Source organism: Henriciella sp. (genome assembly GCF_029937755.1).
Taxonomy (GTDB): Bacteria; Pseudomonadota; Alphaproteobacteria; order Caulobacterales; family Hyphomonadaceae; genus Henriciella.
The window spans coordinates 372,643-393,165 of record NZ_JAPYPG010000002.1; the positions used below are offsets into that span (position 1 = coordinate 372,643).

The 20,523-nt window shown below is 60.9% G+C and carries 15 protein-coding genes; 7 read left to right on the plus strand and 8 right to left on the minus strand.

Annotated features, from left to right (window positions below; genetic code table 11):
• Window positions 1–24: 24 nt before the first annotated feature.
• The 6 genes from Q1K29_RS07205 to Q1K29_RS07230 all read right to left on the minus strand — a co-directional run bounded on the left by Q1K29_RS07205 (window position 25) and on the right by Q1K29_RS07230 (window position 10,373).
• Complete coding sequence (locus Q1K29_RS07205; protein ID WP_300392647.1) at window positions 25–5,712, minus strand: hypothetical protein; 5,688 nt, start codon at window positions 5,710–5,712, stop codon at window positions 25–27.
• 249 nt (window positions 5,713–5,961) lie between these two features.
• Window positions 5,962–6,591 carry a hypothetical protein gene (locus Q1K29_RS07210; protein WP_300392650.1) on the minus strand — a complete coding sequence of 210 codons (630 nt, stop codon included), beginning with the start codon at window positions 6,589–6,591 and terminating at the stop codon, window positions 5,962–5,964.
• Window positions 6,588–6,965 (minus strand): type II secretion system protein, encoded by a 378-nt coding sequence (locus Q1K29_RS07215; protein WP_300392652.1) that lies wholly within the window; start codon window positions 6,963–6,965, stop codon window positions 6,588–6,590. The genes Q1K29_RS07210 and Q1K29_RS07215 overlap by 4 nt, the downstream gene beginning before the upstream one ends.
• Window positions 6,962–7,396 carry a GspH/FimT family pseudopilin gene (locus tag Q1K29_RS07220; RefSeq protein WP_300392655.1) on the minus strand — a complete coding sequence of 145 codons (435 nt, stop codon included), beginning with the start codon at window positions 7,394–7,396 and terminating at the stop codon, window positions 6,962–6,964. Before Q1K29_RS07220 ends, Q1K29_RS07215 begins: the two co-directional genes overlap by 4 nt.
• Window positions 7,397–7,428: 32 nt before the next feature.
• Complete coding sequence (locus tag Q1K29_RS07225; protein ID WP_300392658.1) at window positions 7,429–8,637, minus strand: type II secretion system F family protein; 1,209 nt, start codon at window positions 8,635–8,637, stop codon at window positions 7,429–7,431.
• Window positions 8,634–10,373, minus strand: a complete 1,740-nt coding sequence (locus Q1K29_RS07230; protein WP_300392661.1) for a GspE/PulE family protein — start codon at window positions 10,371–10,373, stop codon at window positions 8,634–8,636. Before Q1K29_RS07230 ends, Q1K29_RS07225 begins: the two co-directional genes overlap by 4 nt.
• Before the next feature lie 194 nt (window positions 10,374–10,567).
• Between Q1K29_RS07230 and Q1K29_RS07235 the strand changes: the two genes are divergently transcribed.
• The 5 genes from Q1K29_RS07235 (at window position 10,568) to Q1K29_RS07255 (ending at window position 16,063) form a co-directional block, all read left to right on the plus strand.
• Entirely contained in the window at window positions 10,568–11,677 is a 1,110-nt protein-coding gene (locus tag Q1K29_RS07235) for a PilN domain-containing protein (RefSeq protein WP_300392664.1), read from the plus strand.
• On the plus strand, window positions 11,674–12,255 hold the full coding sequence (gene gspM, locus Q1K29_RS07240; RefSeq protein WP_300392666.1) for a type II secretion system protein GspM: 582 nt from the start codon (window positions 11,674–11,676) through the stop codon (window positions 12,253–12,255). Before Q1K29_RS07235 ends, gspM begins: the two co-directional genes overlap by 4 nt.
• A 4-nt stretch (window positions 12,256–12,259) precedes the next feature.
• Entirely contained in the window at window positions 12,260–12,754 is a 495-nt protein-coding gene (locus Q1K29_RS07245; RefSeq protein ID WP_300392669.1) for a hypothetical protein, read from the plus strand.
• 100 nt (window positions 12,755–12,854) lie between these two features.
• Window positions 12,855–15,110: a type II secretion system secretin GspD gene (gene gspD, locus Q1K29_RS07250; protein WP_300392672.1), complete on the plus strand. Its 2,256-nt coding sequence runs from the start codon at window positions 12,855–12,857 to the stop codon at window positions 15,108–15,110.
• Window positions 15,107–16,063 carry a type II secretion system protein GspK gene (locus Q1K29_RS07255; protein WP_300392674.1) on the plus strand — a complete coding sequence of 319 codons (957 nt, stop codon included), beginning with the start codon at window positions 15,107–15,109 and terminating at the stop codon, window positions 16,061–16,063. Before gspD ends, Q1K29_RS07255 begins: the two co-directional genes overlap by 4 nt.
• Window positions 16,064–16,114: 51 nt before the next feature.
• Here the strand turns inward: Q1K29_RS07255 and gspG are convergent, their stop codons facing one another.
• Window positions 16,115–16,540, minus strand: coding sequence for a type II secretion system major pseudopilin GspG (gene gspG, locus Q1K29_RS07260; protein WP_300392678.1), 426 nt, complete (start codon window positions 16,538–16,540; stop codon window positions 16,115–16,117).
• Between the two features lie 106 nt (window positions 16,541–16,646).
• On the opposite strand from gspG, the gene Q1K29_RS07265 reads away from it, so the two are divergent.
• Together Q1K29_RS07265 and Q1K29_RS07270 are read left to right on the plus strand one after the other, a co-directional pair.
• Complete coding sequence (locus tag Q1K29_RS07265; RefSeq protein ID WP_300392681.1) at window positions 16,647–17,402, plus strand: A24 family peptidase; 756 nt, start codon at window positions 16,647–16,649, stop codon at window positions 17,400–17,402.
• Between the two features lie 130 nt (window positions 17,403–17,532).
• Window positions 17,533–18,708, plus strand: a complete 1,176-nt coding sequence (locus Q1K29_RS07270) for a hypothetical protein (protein ID WP_300392684.1) — start codon at window positions 17,533–17,535, stop codon at window positions 18,706–18,708.
• A 78-nt stretch (window positions 18,709–18,786) separates the two neighbouring features.
• On the opposite strand, the gene Q1K29_RS07275 is transcribed toward Q1K29_RS07270, so the two are convergent.
• Window positions 18,787–20,409, minus strand: coding sequence for a BCCT family transporter (locus Q1K29_RS07275; RefSeq protein ID WP_366524178.1), 1,623 nt, complete (start codon window positions 20,407–20,409; stop codon window positions 18,787–18,789).
• Between the last annotated feature and the right edge of the window lie 114 nt (window positions 20,410–20,523).

Consider the following 20,523-nt stretch of genomic DNA (forward strand, 5'->3'; position numbering starts at 1 on the left):
TCGTGCCGGATATTGGTTGGCGACCTATTGTTCAGGCACCGCATCCTCCTCGACCCGAACCAGGCCCCAGAGGCCGTTCTGGTTGCCGAACGAGGCAAGGTCGCGGAAGAGGTAATCGCCCGGTACCGAGAACGGACCACCTGCCTGGGTCATGATGTTCCACGCCGCAGGCGGAAGGATCATGTCCTGAGAGGTCTTGAACCGGTGATACGGTGTTTCTTCCATCCGGGCTGCCGGTACGCCGAGATCCCAATCCGAAAGGAACGGCTCTTCTCTCCAGTTATGGCCGAAGATACCGAGCGTGGTGTTGCGGGCATAGCCAGCCGGCATGGTCACGCGGAAGCGCATCTGCTGGCCGGCTTCTGCACGGTACACCGGCGTCTCCGGATCACGATCGTTGATGAGCGAGTTCGAATAGGCCTCGTACATGTTCCGGATGCTGGCAAGACCAGGGCCGACCGGAAGGCCAGTCACATCGTCAACGCCGCCACCCAGCCCCCAGTCTGCGCCCGCAGCCATGCGGAAGCGGAACCAGAGCGGCTCGGTGCGGTAGTTGATGCCCGCGCCGCCAGCATCATGAGCGTCCTCAGGAATGCCGAAGCCTTCACCCGCAATGTTCTCGACCGGTGAGCTGTCACCGTAGCGCAGGTTGACAGCCTTGTGGAAGATCATCGCAAAGTCGCGGAAAGTGTTACCATCCTCCAGCGTCACCGTTGCCTGGCTGCTGGTGTCAGGATCTTCTTCCCATGTCGCCCCTTTCGGCAGGACATGGATGGCCCCGAACAGACCCTTCTGGCCCTGCTTTATGAAGTCCGCCGGCTGGACCGGCACACCACCGAGCTCGACCGGGCGGGCCTCGAGATTGAAGGAGTCACCGTACAGACCGCCATAATTGCCCGACCCATGATTGTGGCCGTAGCCGGAGCGGGCCCGCTGATCGAGCTCCAGGTCGCCGGCATAAAAGCGATAGGTGCGCGATCCACCGGGAGCGACCGTCTGCACAGGGTTCACGCCCACATTCACACCATCGTCGCGCGAAATATCGTATTCGAGCTTCTGGGTGTGGAACCCGACATGGCTGGATGCCCGGATCAGGTTGTTATTGAAGGTCGTGTAGCCCTGCGGGTCGTTGCGGTCCCGGATCACGGTATAGTGCTGCATCACGAAGGATGTCAGGTCCGGGGTCACCTCCGGCAGGCGGTTGCGCACCGTCACCTCGAGACAGTCACCGGCGTTTACACGCATGATCATCGGCTCGAAGTTGTGGTTGTTACGCACCTTTACCGGACACAGCGGATTAGCCGTGCCGCCGTAACGGTTCCGGCAGAGCATGTCCTCGATCGGTGTCTGGGCGTCCTTGCGGAGGTCATCCGTCGAGACGTAGACGAGAGCCGTCGGGTCATGGAGCGGACCACGCTCGCCATTCGAAAGGCGGGTGCGGCGCTTGTTATAGACCAGGGTGCCCTTGTTCGGATCCGGCTGGGCGCCGACGTGCATGGTGCGCGTCTCGTCATCCGGCAGGATGGTGACACCATTCTGGATCCTCTGCAGGACATCGTTCACAGCGACAGCCGTGATGTCGAACGCCTTGACCGGCGCATCGACCGGGCAGACCCCGTTATACTCTTCCTTGTTTGTGATCGTGATCGGAAGGTCACGCGGGTTGTTCGGCAGCTGCGCCAGATCGGCCTGGGCGTTGTTGTAGGTGCGGATAACGCCCCACGTCCCCGTCCAGAGACCTTCCTGCGAGCCATCCCAGAGATAGAGATAGTCGGACACATTGGCGGCTTCGCCGATATCCCCGATAATGCTCATTGCGAAGGATGCCTTCTCGGCGAGGCCGAGCTGGAACACGCTGCGCCAGCTTGAGAACCGGCTTTCGCCCCAGCCCCCGCCACCTTCGAGCCACTTCACACCATGGATCACGGTGTTGTGCTCATGCTCGTGGGCACCGGCCTGAACCTTCACGCGGATAACGTCACCGGCATTCGCACGGATGATCGGCGTGAACGGGTCACCACGGCGCACGTCGCCCGTCAGCAGCGGATAAGGCGTGTCACCCTTCCTCGTGTTGAACTGTGGTATCGCCCGGTCGGTACGGGTCTGCAGGGCATAGGCAAGGTCGCCACCCAGCCCGTCGGCCTGCATGCCCGGCTTGCCATCCGGCCCGATCTTGTTCGGATCATAGACGCGGTAGCCGACCGGCTCATTACGATAGTTGATGACGAACGTCCCGACATCGGCAGCGGACACCGCTTCCGGACATGGCCGCGGCAAGCCGCCGGGGCATGTCGAGTGAATGCGGGCACCATCCGGCCAGGCATGAGCCTGACGATGAGACGGATTCAGCGCGTAGCGGAAGGTATCCGGCGTTGCAGGTGCAATCTCGCCGTCCTCGGTCCGGCCGACATAGACGCCTTTGTTGTAGGCGTGGGCAAAGTCCTGCGCCTCCATGTAGAACTCCCGATAGGAGTCGTCTGACCCGTCATTGTCGATGTCGCCGGCAAGCACGATGGCCTGCCACGAGGTCGGACCGCCGTCATGGCGCGTATAGAGCGGGACACCCGTCTCATTGTGCAGCCATTCGGAGTCAGCCGGGTTGATCAGCAGCGTCGCGTAGAGACCGATCTGCTGGTGGGTCGACGGACCGAAGTGGTCGTGCGTGAAAGTCACGCCAAGCCCCCGGTCAAAGCCATTGGTATTATGAAGCGGATCAACGAACCAGCGCTGGATGTTAGTGCGAGCCCCCATCCACTCGCCGCCATCGCCAGCGCCGAAATACGGGTGCGGCTGCGGCTCGAGAAGCTGGTCACCGGTGCCCTCATCCAGCACATAGGCGTTGATCGCCTCGATGCGCTCCTGAACGGTTTCAGCACCAAGCACACCGTCTTCATAGTTCCAGCCATTGGCCGCACCGTCAGCAGACACGAGGTCCCACTTCGGAAGGTGGATGTGCTGGCCGATGACATCGGTCGGCGTGGTCACCTGATAGTCATCGAGCATGTAGAACTCGGGGACCAGATTGGTCTGGTAGTAGTTCGCACAGTCAAACGAGTTCAAGCGCATGATGAACGGCTCAGGCGGACGGGTCTTGTTGAGGGTCGTCTCCACATCATCCCACAGCGCAATGATGCGCTGCTGCGGATAGTGATCGCCGGCCTTGTTGAAGACCACGTCGAGCTGGATGTTCGCCGCCTTGTAAACACGCGGATTATCGGCGCCATAGGTCGGAGAATGCTCGTTGGCGAGGCCGCCAGCGGTTCCGGAAAAAAACTGCCCCGGCTGGCCGGTGACGAAGAGGTCGCCCTCATCGTCGATACACGGCTCGAAGAAGGGCGCACCCGGAACCGGCAGCTGACCATTGGTCCGGAAGGTTGCGCTTTCGAACGTGCCGCCCCGAAGCAGGCGGGTCGTGTCATGATAGCGAGTGGCATGGAACGCCATGGCCGCGCGCTCAACATCATTGCCGGTTTCCGGCATGTAGTGTGCCTTGGCCTTATCGATATGTTTCTCGAAACTCAGGCGCGACTGCACTGAATGGGTCACACCGCCGACAGCATAGCCGTCGAGATAGTGACGCGGCAGGCCACCATCCCAGCCACCGGCTGTCAGGTCGCCCGGATTTTCCATCATGTCGAGCGGCGGCGTCGGAGCCCGCTGGCCGACAGCGCCCTCGATCCCGCCGATCCAGAATGGATAGCCGGGGTTCTTCAGGCCGGTCGGGTTGAGCGGCTCGTTGTGGCCATAGCTGGCCAGCAGCGGACGCATATCGACGAACGCCGGATCGGTATCGGTTCGGTCGATGACGGCCTGGCTGGATTCAGGCGTACCGTCATTGTCCTTGTCGACGCTTGCGACATGAACGCGGCCGGGCATCGGCGGAAGGGCCTTGCCAGGCAGCGGCACGATTGCCGGGATCGGCGTACCTGCAATGATCTCGCCATCGGGAAGCGCGCGCGATCCAGAAGCCGGGCGGCCTTCCTCAAGCGCGTAGGCATTCTGGTGGTAGCCATTGTCACCGACCGAGACATCGAGAACCGTACCGGCTTCGAAGACATCGTGGTTGCGCCACAGCGCCCACATGCCTTGCGCGAAGTGCGGGTAGAAGTGGCAGTGATAGATCGCATCGCCGGCGGACTTGTTGCGGTTCCCCGAACCGCCAAAGGCGATCTCATAGGTATAGGCCGCACCCGGGCCGATGCCCTGCACGTCCAGATAGTTGGAGTTGTCGTCGTCCGCGTTGGACAGCCACTGGTGGTTGTGAAGGTGGAAGACGTGTAGCTCTTTCGGCCCGGCATGAAGGTTCCGGAACTTTACGAAGTCACCCACATAGGAGTGGTGAACGTTGGACGGATCGTCGGGATACTTGGCGTAGCTCGCCCGGATGGACGGGTCACGTTCGCAGAACGGATCGCCCGGATGCGGTGAGCAGAATTCCAGGCCCGCATTGGCCGGCACATCGACCAGCATCGCCGGGTCGCCGACAGCAAAGGCGCTCAGGAAGAATTCCTCATAGGCGCAGCTCAGGCAGTCATGCATCGGACCAACACCGAGGCGGTTCGCGATAACTTCAGAGCCAATGCCGCCGGATGCGGAGTTGATCATGAAATTGTCGCCCACACCGTGCAGTGTGTGCTCGAAAACCGGATCCTCGAACCAGCCCGGGAAGGCCTGCTTGGAGACCATCTCGTCAGAGAAGATCGAAACGTATTCGCGATAGGCTTCGATACGGTTCGGCACCGCCGGGTTGCGTTGGCCGTTTGCTTCCAGCGGATAGACCTCCGGATCGAAAGTGCCGTCCGCATTCGGGCCAGAGATAATGGCGTTGATGTCGCTGTGAACGATCTTGTTTTCGTCCTCATCGATCATGTTGAGGATCGGCATGCCGGCCTTGCCCTCTTCGAGCCATGGGCTCTCATTCGGGTAGCGGGCTTCATAGTCGATGATCGGGTGACCAGAGGTCGTCGTACCTGTTGTGACAAGACGCATATCTTCTTCCGTCACCTGGCTGCGGTAGAAATCCGCGCCGTGCGGCTGGACCGTGATCGCGCCGAACAGACCGTTACCGATATTGCCGCCTGCACCTTCGCCACCGAAGGTCGCCGCGTTGGAAACGATGAGGTGGGACCCCTCAGCCGCCGCAAAGAGCGTATAGGTTTCAGATTCGCCGGGCATCAAAAGGGCGTTGTCGTTGCGCCCGGCATTGGTCGAGATGTCGTCGATATCGTTGACAGCGTTCATGCCGACCGGCGAAAACCCGACGGAGCGGTCCATGACCTGATCATTGATGGTCATGATGTCGTTATCGGCATTGTTCGGATTATCGTTGAAGCTCAGCAGGTTCTCAAAATTGACTTCTAGACAGTCGCCAATACGGGCGCGCAGGATCAGCGGACGAGGCCGTTTGTCCTTACGCAACTCCACAAAACCCGGAATGAGCGTGCCGCCAGCAGCTTCCGATTTTCCGTCGAATTTGCTGACAACATCAGAGCGCAAGGCATACAACATGCCGTTGACGTTCTGTGCCCCCATCCGGTTGAACATGAGCGGCTGGTCGATGGCGACGACGTCGGCCTCGATCGTGCGCTCACATGTGGCTTGACCACTTGCGGTTGAAACTGTGGCGATAACGGCAACCGCGCTTGCGGCCGCCAGCTTGAAGAAGCGGTCCATACGTCCCCCCATGGAATGACGCTCTATGATTGTCCCCACGCGAATGTCCCAGACTCGCGTTCATTAACATTATGTCATGGCTTTCTGCACGTCCAGTCGAAAAATCGCGAATTCTCAAAAAATTTCCGGCTTTCGAAAAAATACTTGGGTATTCTTGCGATGCGCAGCATTTATTGCGATTTTCGTCTCTTTTACCCAGTACATCTCAATCACATGCACACGAGCAGGCTGACGAAGATTCGCGTGAGAGGTGAAAACGCTTTTCTGGCCACAACCGAAAGGGGCGGGTCAGGCCTCGCGCTCGAAAGCCCTGGCTGGCGGCGCCAGAAGCGGGCGCACCGTCAAGCTCAGCGGGCCCTCCCGGCCAACCGCGCGCATCGAGATGATGGCTGGCAACCTCGCGGACTGATGCCATTGTGATCGCCAGGTCGCCGACGGCTCAGTGACATGTGATCCGAAATACTTGAAATCGATTTGGTCCAGACACGTCACAATGGAGCGGGTCACGCTTTCCTGCGAAGGAAACCCATGGATTGGCGCGACACTGGCCCAGCTCAGGACGAGGTCCCGCTTGCCCGCACACGTCTCGGACGTCTCGGCCTTGAGGGTTAGGCGCGACAGTCCGCCGGCATGAGGGCCCGCCTCACCGGCAACAACAAAACTGACGGCATCCCCTGTCCCGGAGAACAGGGTGCCCGGCTCGGCATTCATGGCTTCATCCGGTATCGCCTGCTCAAGCCAGGTCCCCGCCAGCCGCAGGATCCGCGACTGCTCACTCGCGGCATCCAGTTGCTCACTGGTGGACCAGAGTTTGACGCCGGTGCGGATTCCACCAAGCAACGACACCGAGATGAGCGCCGTCAGCGTCAGGCCAATCAGCGTTTCCATCAGGGTAAAACCGGCCTCGCGCGCACTCATCCTGTCCGCTCCTCCGGATAGAGTTCGTCATGCCACCGCAAGGTCTGGGCTTCGGTCACACGCCCATACGGATCACGTACCACAGCCCGGATCTTTAACAGGCCCGACCCGGCGGGCTCTATACTCAGGGTCCATTCGAACCCTTCCCGCGTTTCGCCGGAGGTCACGCCCGGCGCATCAAGGCGTACTTCAACCGTCGCCAGAAGGTCACTGAGCAGGCCAGCAGACTCCAGGCTCGCCTCGGAGCGGGCCTGCGACCGGCTACTCGAAGCGTAACTCTGCATCAGGGCCACCATGGAAAGACTGAACACCGCGAAAGCGACCAGCGTTTCCATCAGGGTAAAGCCCTGCTCGCCTGCCCTGCCCCGCCTCATGAACACGCCTCCTCACGCGTGACCGATCCGGTCAGCCAGTCGACATTCACACACGCGCGACGTGCAGAATTGTAGAGCTCGATCCGGCCACCGGTGGAGGTGCCATTCTGGAAGAAGACAATCCGGCCCTTCCCTGCGGCACTTGCGGAGCCGAAAGCCGCCTCCACCCCGTGCGGCAGCGCAAGCTGGATATCGCCGGTTCGGGCGAACCCGCGCTGTTCGGAATCGAAGTCGACAACGGTTCGCTGACCATTGGACATGGCATCAAGCCGGGCGGCCCGAAGGAAGTCGGCAATATCGGCGCTCGCGGCACGCACTTCGAAACTGGTCGAGCCGCGCATCAGGGTTGTCGCAACCACTCCCATCGACAGGGCGAGGATCATCAAGGCGACGAGAAGCTCGATCAGCGTGAAGCCCCCGGAGCGGGACATTTGAGGCATCTGTGCATCAAAGCGCTGCATCGCTACACCGCCAGATCATTCACGCTCATGATGGCCCCCAGAAGGGTCAGCACGACACCGCCAATGACAAGCCCGAGCACAAGCGTCAGCAGCGGTCCGGCGATCGTGGTGATGCGGCTGATCTGGCGCGCGCTGCGGTCTTCAAAAATATTCGCTGCCTTGGCGAGCATGGCTGGCAGGGCGCCGGACTTCTCGCCGACAGCCGCCATGTGGGCGGCCGCAACGGGAAAGAAGCCATTATCGAGCAGACTCCGCGAGACGCTCTTGCCCTGGCGCACATCCTCCGCGATCTCGCCAGCAGCATGTTGCACGAGTGGATTACCCGAGCCCTCTTTCGCAATAGCAAGCGCCGGAACCACGGTCATGCCATTCTCGAGCAGGGCCGAGAAGGATGAGAGGAAGCGCGCTGTCTCAACATCCAGCAGCACCTTCCCCATCACCGGAAATTTCAAGGACAGCACACTCAGCGTGTGTCTCCCCGAGCGGCTGCGCGACCATACCGAAATACCCAGGATAATCGCCAGGAGCGCGATACACCCGGTCGTCCACCATTGTTGCAGGAAGTCGGACGCTGCGATCAGTGCACGTGCGCTGGCCGGCGTCTGGTCACCGCCAGCATCGAGTACGGGCTTCAGCGCAGGGGCGACGACAAGCAGGATCAGGATGACCGAAAGGAAAGCCGTCGCAAACAGGATGGCCGGATAGATAAGAGCACCGCGCATTGCATTGGCGAGCCGGATCTCATTCTCGACCGAAGACGAAATCCGGTCCAGGACCGGCGCAAGGGACCCACCCGCCTCACCCGCCTTGACCAAACCGATCACATAATCCGGCGGTGCCTGCTTCTGCTCGGCGAGCGCGTCGGCAAGCGAACGTCCGGACATCACGCTTTCGCGCACACCGCTGGCCAATTTCGCAACGACCTTGTCTGACGGGTCGCTGGCGATCAGGCCAAGCGCCTCATCGATCGGCAGGCCCCCTGCGGTCATGGTCGCAAGACTTCGGGAAAAGCCGGCAAGGGTTCGTGCTGGCAGGCGGCCGGACCTGCGAACCGATGAGACAGCTGCACCGGCCTTTGCCTCGGCAATCTCGAACGGTGTGAGCCCCTCCCGCATCAACAGACGCACGGCATCTGTCTCGCTCGCCGCAGAGACTACATCACTCAAGACGCGCCCGTTCGCCCCATAGGCGCGGTAGCGGAAACTCGTCATAGCCGGCCAGACCCGATCACGGCAAAGACTTCCTCAAGCGAGGTGCGGCCTTGCGCAGCAAGTTGAACACCGGCGTCGAAGAGCGGGATCATACCTTCTTCAATGGCCCGGCGCCGGATTTCCGGCTCTGTCTCCTTACGCAGGATGGCCGACTGGATCGCCTCGCTGACCGGCATCACTTCGGCCACGCTCATGCGGCCGCGATAGCCTGTCTGACGGCAGGCGTTACACCCGACCGGCTTGCGCCAGCCGTTATGGCTTCCCGTCCCGACAATCCCGGCGAGCCTCTCTTCAAGGGCCGGCGGCGGGGCTGAAGGTGTCGCACATGCCGGGCATAGCAGCCGCAGCAGGCGCTGGGCTGCTATCGCGTTGACCGTCGTCGCGACGAGGTAGTCCTCAACGCCCATCTCGATCAGACGCGTGATGGTGGCGGCGGCAGAATTTGTGTGAACAGTCGACAGGACGGTGTGGCCGGTAAGCGATGCCTCGATGGCGATCGAGGCGGTCTCGAGATCCCGGATCTCCCCGATCATCAGGACGTTCGGATCATGGCGCAGCACAGAGCGCAGCGTGCTCGCGAAGGTGAGGCCGATATCCGGTTTCACCTGCACCTGGGACACGCCGGCAATCTCATACTCGACCGGGTCTTCCACCGACATGAATTTAAGGTCGGGGCTCATCAGATGCTTCAGCGAAGCATAGAGCGTGGTCGTCTTGCCAGACCCGGTCGGGCCCGTGACAAGCGTGATGCCATAAGGCTCGGAGATCGCTTTCTCCAGGCGCCCCCGCGCCCCGATCGTCAGGCCGAGGCTTTCGAGGCTGAGCTCCGCGGCGGACTGGTCGAGAATCCGCATGACGACCGTCTCGCCGTAGATGCTCGGCAGCGTCGCAATCCGAAGATCAATCTCCCTGCCCTGCACCGCGGTACGGATACGCCCATCCTGCGGCAGGCGGCGTTCGGCGATGTTGAGCTTTGCAAGGATCTTGATGCGCGAGACCACCGCTTCGGGCAAACCCGCCAGCGGCCGGTCAACCGGCACAAGCACACCATCGATGCGGTAGCGTACACGGAGGGTGTCACGCTCTGGCTCAATGTGGATATCGGACGCGCGCGCTTCGACTGCGGCCGTCAGCAACTCATCCACCCAGCGCACTACCGGCGCGCCACGGGCGAGATCCATGAGGCGCTCAAGGTCATCAGCCGAGACATCTTCATTTGCGGCGAAGTCCGGTAGCGCAACCTCTTCCGGTGCCGGCTTGAGCGATGCCATCCAATCACGCAGCTCACCGGCAAGCGCCACGCCCCGCGCGACACGCTCACCTGTTTTATATGCCACGGCATGAAGGAGCTCGTCGTTCAGCGGATCCGCCATGAGCAGCATCAGCTCGCCGGACCCTGTCTCGATGGGCGCAATATTATTGTCGAGAAAATAGTCCTGCTTCAGGCCAGCCATGTCAGCCAGTCCGGCCGGGAAGTCAGCCCGGCGCAGGAAAGGAATCTCTAGGACGCTCGAGAGCGCCTCGGCTACACGCTCCTCGGCGCAAAAGCCAAGTTTGACCAGCACGGCAGACAGACTCTCCCCTGCGCGATTGGCCGACAGGACGGCCCGAGAAAGGCGGGCTTCGCTGAGATCTCCCCAGTCCACCAGCTGGCGGCCGAGACGATACTCTGGCGTATCCTTCAGTGGCTCAACATTATCGGTACGCCCATCTTTGGGCGATTGCAGTCCCCGCATCTCTTGTCCCCAAATAGCCAGCGCGCGTCCCAAGCCACGCCAGCCTTTACAAGTTCTGTGCCTTCATGATCGAACAATTATTACGAAAACGCAATAAAATTGATTGACAGATTTTAATAATTCGGAAATTTTGATGAAATCGGCAATGGCGAAGGCTCAGGGGGAGCCGGCTTCGTTGCCATGGGGACAAGAAATTGACGACAGCTAACGCACAAGGCGAAAGCCGGCTGCGGCGCAAATCGCGTCTGGCCGAGGACTCGCTTGACGTCCTGAGATGGTGGGGGAAAACACTGTTGGGCCTGGTGCCGGACGGATTGGTGAATGCCTACTCGACCCGGCGCCAGTCAGTGTTCCTGCTGCAGCGTGAAGACGGCTTCCATGCTGCCCTGCCCGGCAAGGGCGAACTCGGCTCCCTTTCCGATAACCGCAAGCTCCGTCGCCGGGTAGCGGCCTCTGACCCCGTCCTGCTTCTGGAGCCTCATGATGTTCTGAAACGCCGGCGGCGCATGCCGGTCGGTTCGCTGAACCGGCTGGCGCATGCCATGCAGCTGCAGATCCCGGCCGAGACACCCTTCTCGCTCGACGAGATCTATTCCGGCATTCGTATCGTTCACGGTCCAGATGCCGACGGACAGGTTGTCGTCGAACAGGCAATCGTCCGCCGCGACCTTGCCGAAGCCCGCCTTGCAGACCTCCATGCGCTCGAAATCGACCTCGCTGGCGCCGATGCCATGGATGACGATGGCGAACCCTGCGGCTTCAACCTGTTGCCGACAGAGAAGTGTGCCCGTCAGGGGGCTTTCCTGCCGGCGGCCAACCGTGTGCTGAGCTTTGCCGCCCTCGCGCTCACCGTGGCGCTGGCGACATCCTGGTATCTTGATCTCAGCCGCCAGGCACGCACTTTGGAGACGGCTGCTAACAATACGGGCGAGGTCGCGCGCGAAGTTCTCACGCTGCAGGCGCAGGCGCAGCAGGACGCCGCCACGATTGAGCAGATCAATTCGACAACCGCCAATCCCGGCCGATTCACCGCCGCCTATGCCGCCGTGACCGACGCGCTCGGCGACAAGACCTGGCTGGAAGGCTTCACCTATTCCGGAAACACCGCTTCGCTTGCCGGGCTTACACGGGAGCCGGATACGCTGATCAGCGCGCTGGAATCCTCCCCGCAAGTTCTCAAGGCGCGTTTTACGTCTTCGGTTATCACTGACCGGCGCCACGAGGCAGAGCGCTTCCGTCTGGAAGTGACTTTCCGTACCGATAAACAGGGCGAGGCCATTGCGGCCATGGAGGACCAGGGATGAACGTTCACGCTCTTTCCCTGCGCAATCAGCGCCTGCTCGCCCTGGTCCTTTTTGTATTCGCACTGGCCTGTGCCTTCCTGCTCATCGCACAGCCGGTGGCAAGTGCCTTTACCGCGCAGACCACACGGATTGATCGGGCCGAAGCCGATCTTGTCCGCTGGCAGGGCGTCATTGCCTCGGAAACTGAAATCGCCGCCGCGGCGGCCAGCCTGCGTCGCGATCCGCGTCTGGAGCGCGGGACGATCCAGGCGAGCTCTGATACGCAGGCTGCAGCAGGTCTCCAGTCGCTGGTGCGCAAGGCGCTGATCAATGCCGGGGCCGATGTCCGTAGCTCCCAAATCCTGCCGGCCGATGTGTCCGGCGAACTGGGCATGGTCGGCGTCCGCGCCGTTGTACTCGCCGACAGCGAACAGTTCGAGCGCGCGCTCACAGCCATCGAGAATTCGAAACCCGTCATGATCGTACGCGAGGCCGACATCCAGCTGTCCGCCGGAAGCCGCCGCATCACGAATAATAACGAGGCGCCGAAACTGCAGATCCGTCTCGATATCTATTCCTTCGTCCGGTCTGAGGAGTAAGCCCATGGAATTTGTCAGAGGATCGACCTTGCTGGTCACGCTGATGGGCGCGTGCGTCTGTGCAGCGCTTATCTTCGGATTGACGCTCCTGTCAGCTGGCACGCACCGCACGGCAGCAGCCAGCCCGGCTGAGGTACAGGCAAGCATCACAGCTCCGAAACCGCCCAAGGCCTCGATAGGTCAGGTCGCCGCTTTCACGCTGCCCGCCCGGCCGCTTTTCCACGAAACCCGCCGACCTTATGAAAGTGAAGGCGATCCGGTCGTGGATTTCGCACCGGAACCAACCAACAGCGCCCATCTACAGTTGCGTGGGGTCATCAAGCGGGGTGGCACGGCGCGTGCATATGTCGAACTAATCGGTGGAGGAGAGCCTGTATGGCTCAACCAGGGAGACACACTGGCTGGATGGACACTTAAACAAGTGACAAGCGACGGGGTCGTGCTCGCAAAGGGGACGCGAGACATCAACCTCAAGCTCTATCCGCAGTACGATCCGTAATCACCGCTACATCAGTTGAGTTTTGGGGGACATGAAGATGTATGTGTGGGGGACGCCCGGATCGCGCAAGCGCGCGGTTCTCAAGCTGGGAGTGTCTGTAATGGCACTCGCTTTGACTGGTTGCTCGACAACCACAAACCAGATCGCACCGGACCGTGAAACGGCCTATCCGATCGAGATTCGCAACGCACAGGATCTTGCCGAGCAAGGCCTGTCGGACGGTTATGGTCAGTCACTGGAAACCGGCGACCGCCGCTCGGAGCCGCTTCAGTTCGAACAGGTCGGACGTGGCACCTTCACTGGCTCACCAGCCCTGAATGGCAACTCCGCCGTCGCGTCTGGCGACATCACCCTTAATCTGGTCAACGTGAACGCGGCCAATGCGGTCCAGCAGGTGCTCGGCCAGATCCTCGAAGTCAATTATGTGATCGAGGCCAACCTGACCGGGTCAGTCACGATCCAGACCGCGCGCCCCGTCAACGAGGCGACTGTGGTGCGGCTCCTGTCCAGCGCCCTTTCTTCGCAAGGCGCAACCCTTATTGCCGAGGAAGGCTTCTACCGCGTCGTCTCGACCGGACGGGCTGCTGCCAGCGTCAACGACGCCAATGGCAATGTACGCGTCATTCCGCTGAGCTTCGTCTCTGCAGAATCCATGGCTAAAATGTTCAGTGGCATGTCGAACTCCGGCGTGACCGTCGAGACCGATGCAGACCGCAACCTTCTCATCCTGCGCGGTGACGCCCGCTCGCTCTCTGGCATGGTGGACATGGTCAACATGTTCGACGTGAACTGGATGAATGGCATGTCGTTCAGCGCGACGCCTGTCCAGTACACATCCGCCTCGCAGATCGTCGACGATCTCGACAAGATCTTCTCCACTGAAGCCGGCGGTGCGCTGGCCGGTGTTGTGCGCTTTGTACCGATTGAACGCCTCAATGTGGTGCTGACCGTCAGCCCGCAACCGGAATACCTCAACGATGCCAAGGCCTGGATCGACCGCCTTGACCGCTCCGGCGGCCAGGCAAGCCAGCGCTTTTACGTCATCCCGATCCAGAACCGGGCCGCGACCGAGGTGGCCAATATCCTGCGCGATACGCTCGCAGGGGATGTCTCAGTCGGTCAGGCAGCAGACGCGTCCCTGGACCTGCGTCCAGGTGAAGTGCCGATGTATGAGGCCACCGAGGGTGAAGGGGCCGAAGCCCTCTCATCTGCGCCAGCTTCTTCCAAGCCATCGATCAACCAGATCCGTCTCTTCGCAGACGATTCCAACAATGCGCTTGTCGTGCTCGCCACGCCGGAACAGTTCGGCCTGATCGAGGGGGCCGTCTCACGGCTCGACATGACACCGAACCAGGTCGTTCTGGAAGCCACGATCGCGGAAGTCACGCTCGGTGACGACCTCTCCTATGGCCTGACATGGTTCTTCCAGTCCGGTGAGTTCGACCTGTCCTTTAGCGACGTCTCCTCAGGTGCCGTAGCACAGCAGTTCCCGGGCTTCTCGGTGCTGTTCTCAGGTGAGGATGGCCGCGCAGCCCTTTCGGCTGTGGCGGGCGTTACCGACGTGAAGATACTGTCGGCCCCGTCGCTGATGGTGCTCGACAACCGCACCGCGACGCTTCAGGTCGGCGACCAGGTCCCGATCGTGACCCAGTCGGCAGTCAGTGTAACCGATCCGGATGCGCCGATCGTCAACTCCGTTTCGCTCCGCGACACCGGCATCATCCTGAACGTTACACCGCGCGTGAATGATGGCGGGCTTGTCATCCTCGACATCGATCAGGAAGTCAGCGACGTTGTGGCAACGCAATCTTCCGGCATCGACTCACCGACCATCCAGCAACGCCGCATCTCGACTTCGGTCGCCGTCAATGACGGAGAAAGTATCGCGCTGGGCGGCCTGATCCGCGAGCGGATTTCAGACACCAAGACGAAGTTCCCGCTGCTAGGCGACATTCCAGTGCTGGGTGCCGCCTTCTCGACAACAAACCAGTCCACGACGCGGACCGAGCTTCTTGTCCTGATCACGCCAAAGGTCATTCGCAGCCGGTCGGATGCCATACTGGTGACGGACGACCTGCGGTCTCGTATGAAGTCCATTGAGGATACCTTCTTCCAGCGCGCTCCGGTCACACCGGCTCCGATCGAGCCGGCAGCACCGATCGCGCGTAACGAAACGGAAGCCCCCGTTGCCACGGCCCGCTTCGATGAGATGACCGTGCCTGTTTCGCCATATGCCACGATCGAACAGCATGAACCGGCCCTGCCGGTCGTCACCGCCAGGTTCGACGCAAATGGCCTTCCGCTTGCTCACTTCGTACCGGTCGGCAGCTTCGACCGTAAGCGTAGCGAGTCATGAAACTCCGCCCATCCGCTCGTCCATCACGCGAGCGGGGGGCGGCCCTGATCCTCGTTGTCTGGGCTGTGGGCCTGATGGCAGTATTTGCCGCGTCGGCCGCGAGGGACGCCAGTCTGGACAACGAGGACGCCCGTTTCCTGAGAGGAACCGCGATCGCAAAAGCGCTGTCTGAAGGCGGCTTGCGCCACGGGACGGATCTCTGGCGTTCAGGGGACAGGGCTGTCTTGTTGGGCACCCTGCTCTGTCAGGCTGAAACGGGCCTCCTTCGCATAGACGTTGCGCCCGTGGACTCACGAATAGACGTCAATCTCGCCCAGGAACCATTGCTTGAAGCGCTCTTTCTTGAGTTGGGCGCCGACCACGCCACGGCAAGAACAGCGGCTGCGCAGATCGCCGACTATCGCGATGGCGACAGCACCCCGCGTCCGCATGGGGCTGAGCGTTCTGTCTATGAAAGAGCCGGAAAGCCGGGAGGACCGAAGAATGCGGTCATCAGCCATGTCGGCGAACTTGCCTATCTCCCAGGCCTGCCGGAATGGCTCTTCCGGGCCGCCCTACCTCATCTGACCACAGCCTCATCGAGTGCGGTACCGGATGACGATTACGCAAGCGCACCCATCAAGGCCGCGATCGAATCTCTCGGCATCAGCCAGACGGCAAAAGGCGACGCCATCCGCAACTCGCCCCATGTCGAAGCGCGCGCACTTCGCCGCCGGGCGGTCAGCTCAGGCAGCCAGGCCAATCTTTCCGGAAAAATCCGCGTGCGCGCGGCCGCACGGGCCACGCTCGGTGGCTATTATGCCCTCGACGCAGAGATCTCTGGCGGTGGTGCTGGCAAGGCTGGCCGGTTTCTGAGGGTCGACAGCACTTCGACCAGACCAGGTGACTTCTCACCAATTGATGAAGCCCCCATTCCCGCCTGCGATTTCCAGGGCCCCGACACGAAGCAATAGAACGGCAGGCCAAAGAATGACGTGCCGGTTCTAACTCATCCGAAAACCGGCCTAAAGGCCGATATCGGCATCCTCGCCCTCACCGCCTTCAGCGCCGTCGCGGCCAAGGGAATAAACTTTCGCCTTCATGCCACCCTCGACTTCAAACCGGTAAGCATTCCCCCACGGGTCGGCCGGCACGGTATCCTCATCCAGATACGGCCCCGCCCATCCGGGCGCGGCGAGCACCGGCTCGATAAGGGCGGAAAGCCCTTCCTCCGCTGTCGGATAGCGCCCGACATCGAGCAGGAACATGTCGAGCGACGCCTTGATGTTCTCAATCTGAACATCAGCCGTCTGCGATTTCGCGCGGCTGAGATAACCGATGACGCGCGGCCCGACGACCCCCATGACGAGCGCCAGAATGACGAGCGCCACCAGAAGCTCCATCAGGCTGAAGCCCGCCTGTCCCCGCGCGGACCGATTCTTGCTAATCATGTCGAAATTCCTTTGTCCCCAAGCTGAGTATATTACGCTTTTTTCATCTTGCCGCCAAGCGCATGCACGCCATACGCGAAGTGATTTTTTCAAAGGCTCCCTTTTCGTGTTTCTCGTCCACCTCTTCCTTGTCCTCGCAGGTCCGCTGGTCGGCTCCTTCATTGGACTTCTGGCGATACGCTGGCCGGAAGGGGAGCCCTGGGTTGCACGCCGGTCCGTCTGCCGCAGCTGCGAAAGGCAGCTTCGCTGGTGGGAGCTTCTGCCGCTGCTGAGCTGGCTCGCCCTGCGCGGAAAATGCCGCCAATGCGGGGCCTCGATCCCGTGGATTCATCCGGCCTGTGAGATGGGCGGGCTGCTGGTCGCGCTCAGCGCCTGGGCATTTGCGCCGGAAGGCACGATCCTTCTCTCGTGCCTGTTCGGGTGGACATTGCTCGCGCTTGCGGCAATCGACCTTCGCAGCTTCATATTACCTGACCCTCTCAACCTTCTTGCAGCCCTGCTCGGCGTGGCAATGGTGTGGTGGACCCGTCCCGATGCCTGGGCCGAGCACCTGATTGGAGCAGCCGTCGGCTATCTCATCCTGTTCAGTGTGGAAATAACCTACAGATTGATGCGGGGCCGCGACGGTCTAGGCCGTGGAGATGCGAAACTGTTCGGCGTCCTGGGCCTGTGGGTCGGCTGGACGCGGCTGCCAGACATCCTTCTCATCGCTTCCGTGAGCGGTCTTCTTGCCGCTATCCTTGCAAGCCGGGTTGCCGGAGACGACCTCAAGTCTACGACAGCGATTGCCTTCGGCCCGTGGCTTGCCCTGGCCGGCTGGATCGCCTGGCTCACCGGGCCTTTGCTGGTATCCGGACTCTAAGGGTTAACTATTTTCTCTTTTTGAGCGAAAGCTATTGCCGACCAACCTAAACCAAGTGTAATCTACTTCGTGGCTTCGTGGGACATAGTTGAGGCCGCATGGTTTAACTGGGACGTATTAGGGGGACATCGTGGTCCGTAAAATCTTATGTGCTGCAGCATCAGCTGCAGCAATCACCGCTGTGTGCGCAACAGCCACAGCGCAGGTTCTCGTTGAGGTCGAAGGACCCATCGACAACTTCGAAGCCAATGGCCCAGGATCCGACCGGATCCTGACGGTTATGGGCATTCCGGTCATCATCACCGGCCAGACATTCCTGTATTCACCGACGGCTGATCGCCGGTCAGCAGATGATCCGGTGGGCATTGCGACCAATAATGGGAACTATAATCTCGGTCAGTGGTACAAGGGACTGAAATTCCCCGGCCGCAGCGAGCGAGGCTTTATCGGTGGCACCGCCATCGTTCTTGGCACATTCGATCCGAACTATGAAATCGTTGGCGACCCTGAGGGCCGGATCGGCGCCATCATTCCGGATGAGGTCTTCTCCGAACCGGCCGAAAACGTCGTTCTCGGCCTGATCACGGATAGCCAGTGCTCCGGCGATTCCTGTGATGCGGCCGATATCGCCGCAGACGGCATCACCGTCGATCTCTACCGGGACTGGGTCCAGGGCAATGCTGGTCCTTACATGGTGCCGGTCTTCGATCCACGCATGCCAGCTGGCCCGCTGGTCGACGAGCTCGGCTTCGAACTGGACCTTGATCCCGGCGACAGCCTGACCGGCTTCGAGTTTGGTGTCGAAGGCTACTATGGTGACACCACCACGCCGATCGACCTTGATGGCAACGGCTCGCTTGATGCCGGCGAAGAGGTGCAGGCCCTTCATTACTTCCACATGGAATTGGTTGGTGCCAATGGTGCGCTTCTCGCCAATACCGGCCCGGAAGTCAGCGCCCTGCGCGTCGATTGCCGTGATGGTGACGAGCTGGAAATCCGCGGTGGCGTGCACTCGCCTGTCGACGCGGCCGGTGACGCAACGGATGGTGGTGCCGTCCAGGGCGCCCGCGTGATCGAGATCTATGTCGACGGTATCCCGACGCCGTTCTCGCAAAGCACGCCAGCAGACATTGTGGCCCTCGGTGCGCCGGACGGCACAGTGGTGGTCAACGATCCGTTCGCCGAATACCGCCTGCGTGACCGTACGATCCCGTTCTGCCCGACCGAGATCGACATTGTCTGGACCGACCTTCTCGGTGGCGAGATTGCGCGTCTTGACGACGTTGCGGTCGCAGTCGCGCCGTAACAGGGACAGCTCTTTTCTAAAAACAGGAATGGCGGGCGTTTCGGCGCCCGCCATTTTTTTGTGTATCCGCCGTAAGCCCTACTCGGCTTGCGAAGGGGACTCTTCAGTATCAGCGCTCTCTTCAGCGGCTTTCATTACCTTCAACTCGTCGCGCATACCGAGGAACAGGCTGACGCAACAGACAAGAACGATGGATGTGAAAGGCAGCGCTGCGGTGATCGTGCCGGCCTGGAGCGACTGAAGGGTTGCCTTGCCGCCGCCATAGAGCAGCATCGACGCCGTCACGCCAAGCATGCAGGCCCAGAAAACCCGCTGCGGCACAGGCGCATCTGTCTTGCCGCCTGACGTGATCGCATCAACGACGAGCGCACCGGAGTCGGCTGATGTAACGATGAAGACGACCAGCAGGAAGATGGCAGCCGTTGATGTGATCGCAGCGATCGGCAGGCTGTTCAACATCTCGAACAGGGTCAGGGAGGCCGTTGTCATCCCGTCAGCGAGGTCGCCTGTGCCGGTCTCGAACTGCTGGATGGCGGTCTCACCGAAGGTGGTAAACCAGATGACGCAGATCGCGACAGGCGCAAGGATAACCACCGTCAGGTATTCGCGCACCGTACGCCCCCTTGAAATACGGGCGATGAACATGCCGACAAAAGGCGACCATGAGATCCACCAGGCCCAGTAGAAGATTGTCCAGTCATGGAACCAGGCTTCATCCGGGCGCTCGAACCAGCTCGACAGGGAGACTGAGTTTACGACGTAGCCGAGGAGATTCTGGCCGAACCCTGTGATGATGGCGAGCGTCGGACCGAGAATGAAGACGAAGATCATCAGGATGAGCGCAATGGTCATATTGATGTTGGAGAGCAGTTTCACCCCGCCATCCATACCGCGCAGCACCGAAATCACGGCAAGACCGGTAATGCTGAGAACAAGGCCGATCTGCATCGCAAGCGTCACCGGCTGACCGATCATGTAGGCAAGACCGCTGCTCGCCTGCGTGGCGCCAATACCAATCGTTGTCGCAAGACCGAAGACGGTGGAAATCACAGCCAGCGTATCGATGACATGGCCCCAGAAACCCCACACACGGTCGCCGAGGATGGGATAGAAGGCCGAACGGATCGTCAGCGGCAGGCCCTTGTTGTAGGCGAAAAAGCCGAGCGCCAGACCGACAATCGCATAGACGGCCCAGGGCGAGACGCCCCAGTGGAAGATCGTCGCGCTGAAAGCCAGCCGGCGCGCTTCAGGCGTTCCCGGCTCAACATTGAACGGTGTACCGAACCAGTCGGAATAGTAGGCCAGGGGCTCGGCAGCCCCGTAGAACATGAAACCGATACCAACCCCGGCAGCAAACAGCATCGCAATCCAGGAGTGTATTGCGAACTCCGGTCTGGCATCGACACCGCCAAGGCGGATGCGCCCCAATGGCGATATGGCGAGGCCGAGGCAGAAAACAGTGAGCAGGACCGGTGTCATGGCAAATAGCCAGTCAAAGGTCTGAAGGGTCCACTCCCGCGCGGCCTCAAGGCCCACGGCCGTGGCAGACGGAAAAATCAGGGAAGCCCCGGCGAAAAGAAGAACCAGCCCCGCACTCAGGAAAAAGACCGGATTGTGGATGTCGAGGCCGAGCCATTCGACATTGTCCTGGCCGACCTCGTAGTCGGTCTCATATTCAGACTGATATTCACTGTCACTCATGGATGTATCGCTAGGAGTATCGCCTTCGGATTGTTTGTTCATCGAACTATTCCTTCGCCGGCTAACGACCACATTTATGCGGTATCTCCAACCGACAAAACATTCTCTTCATAT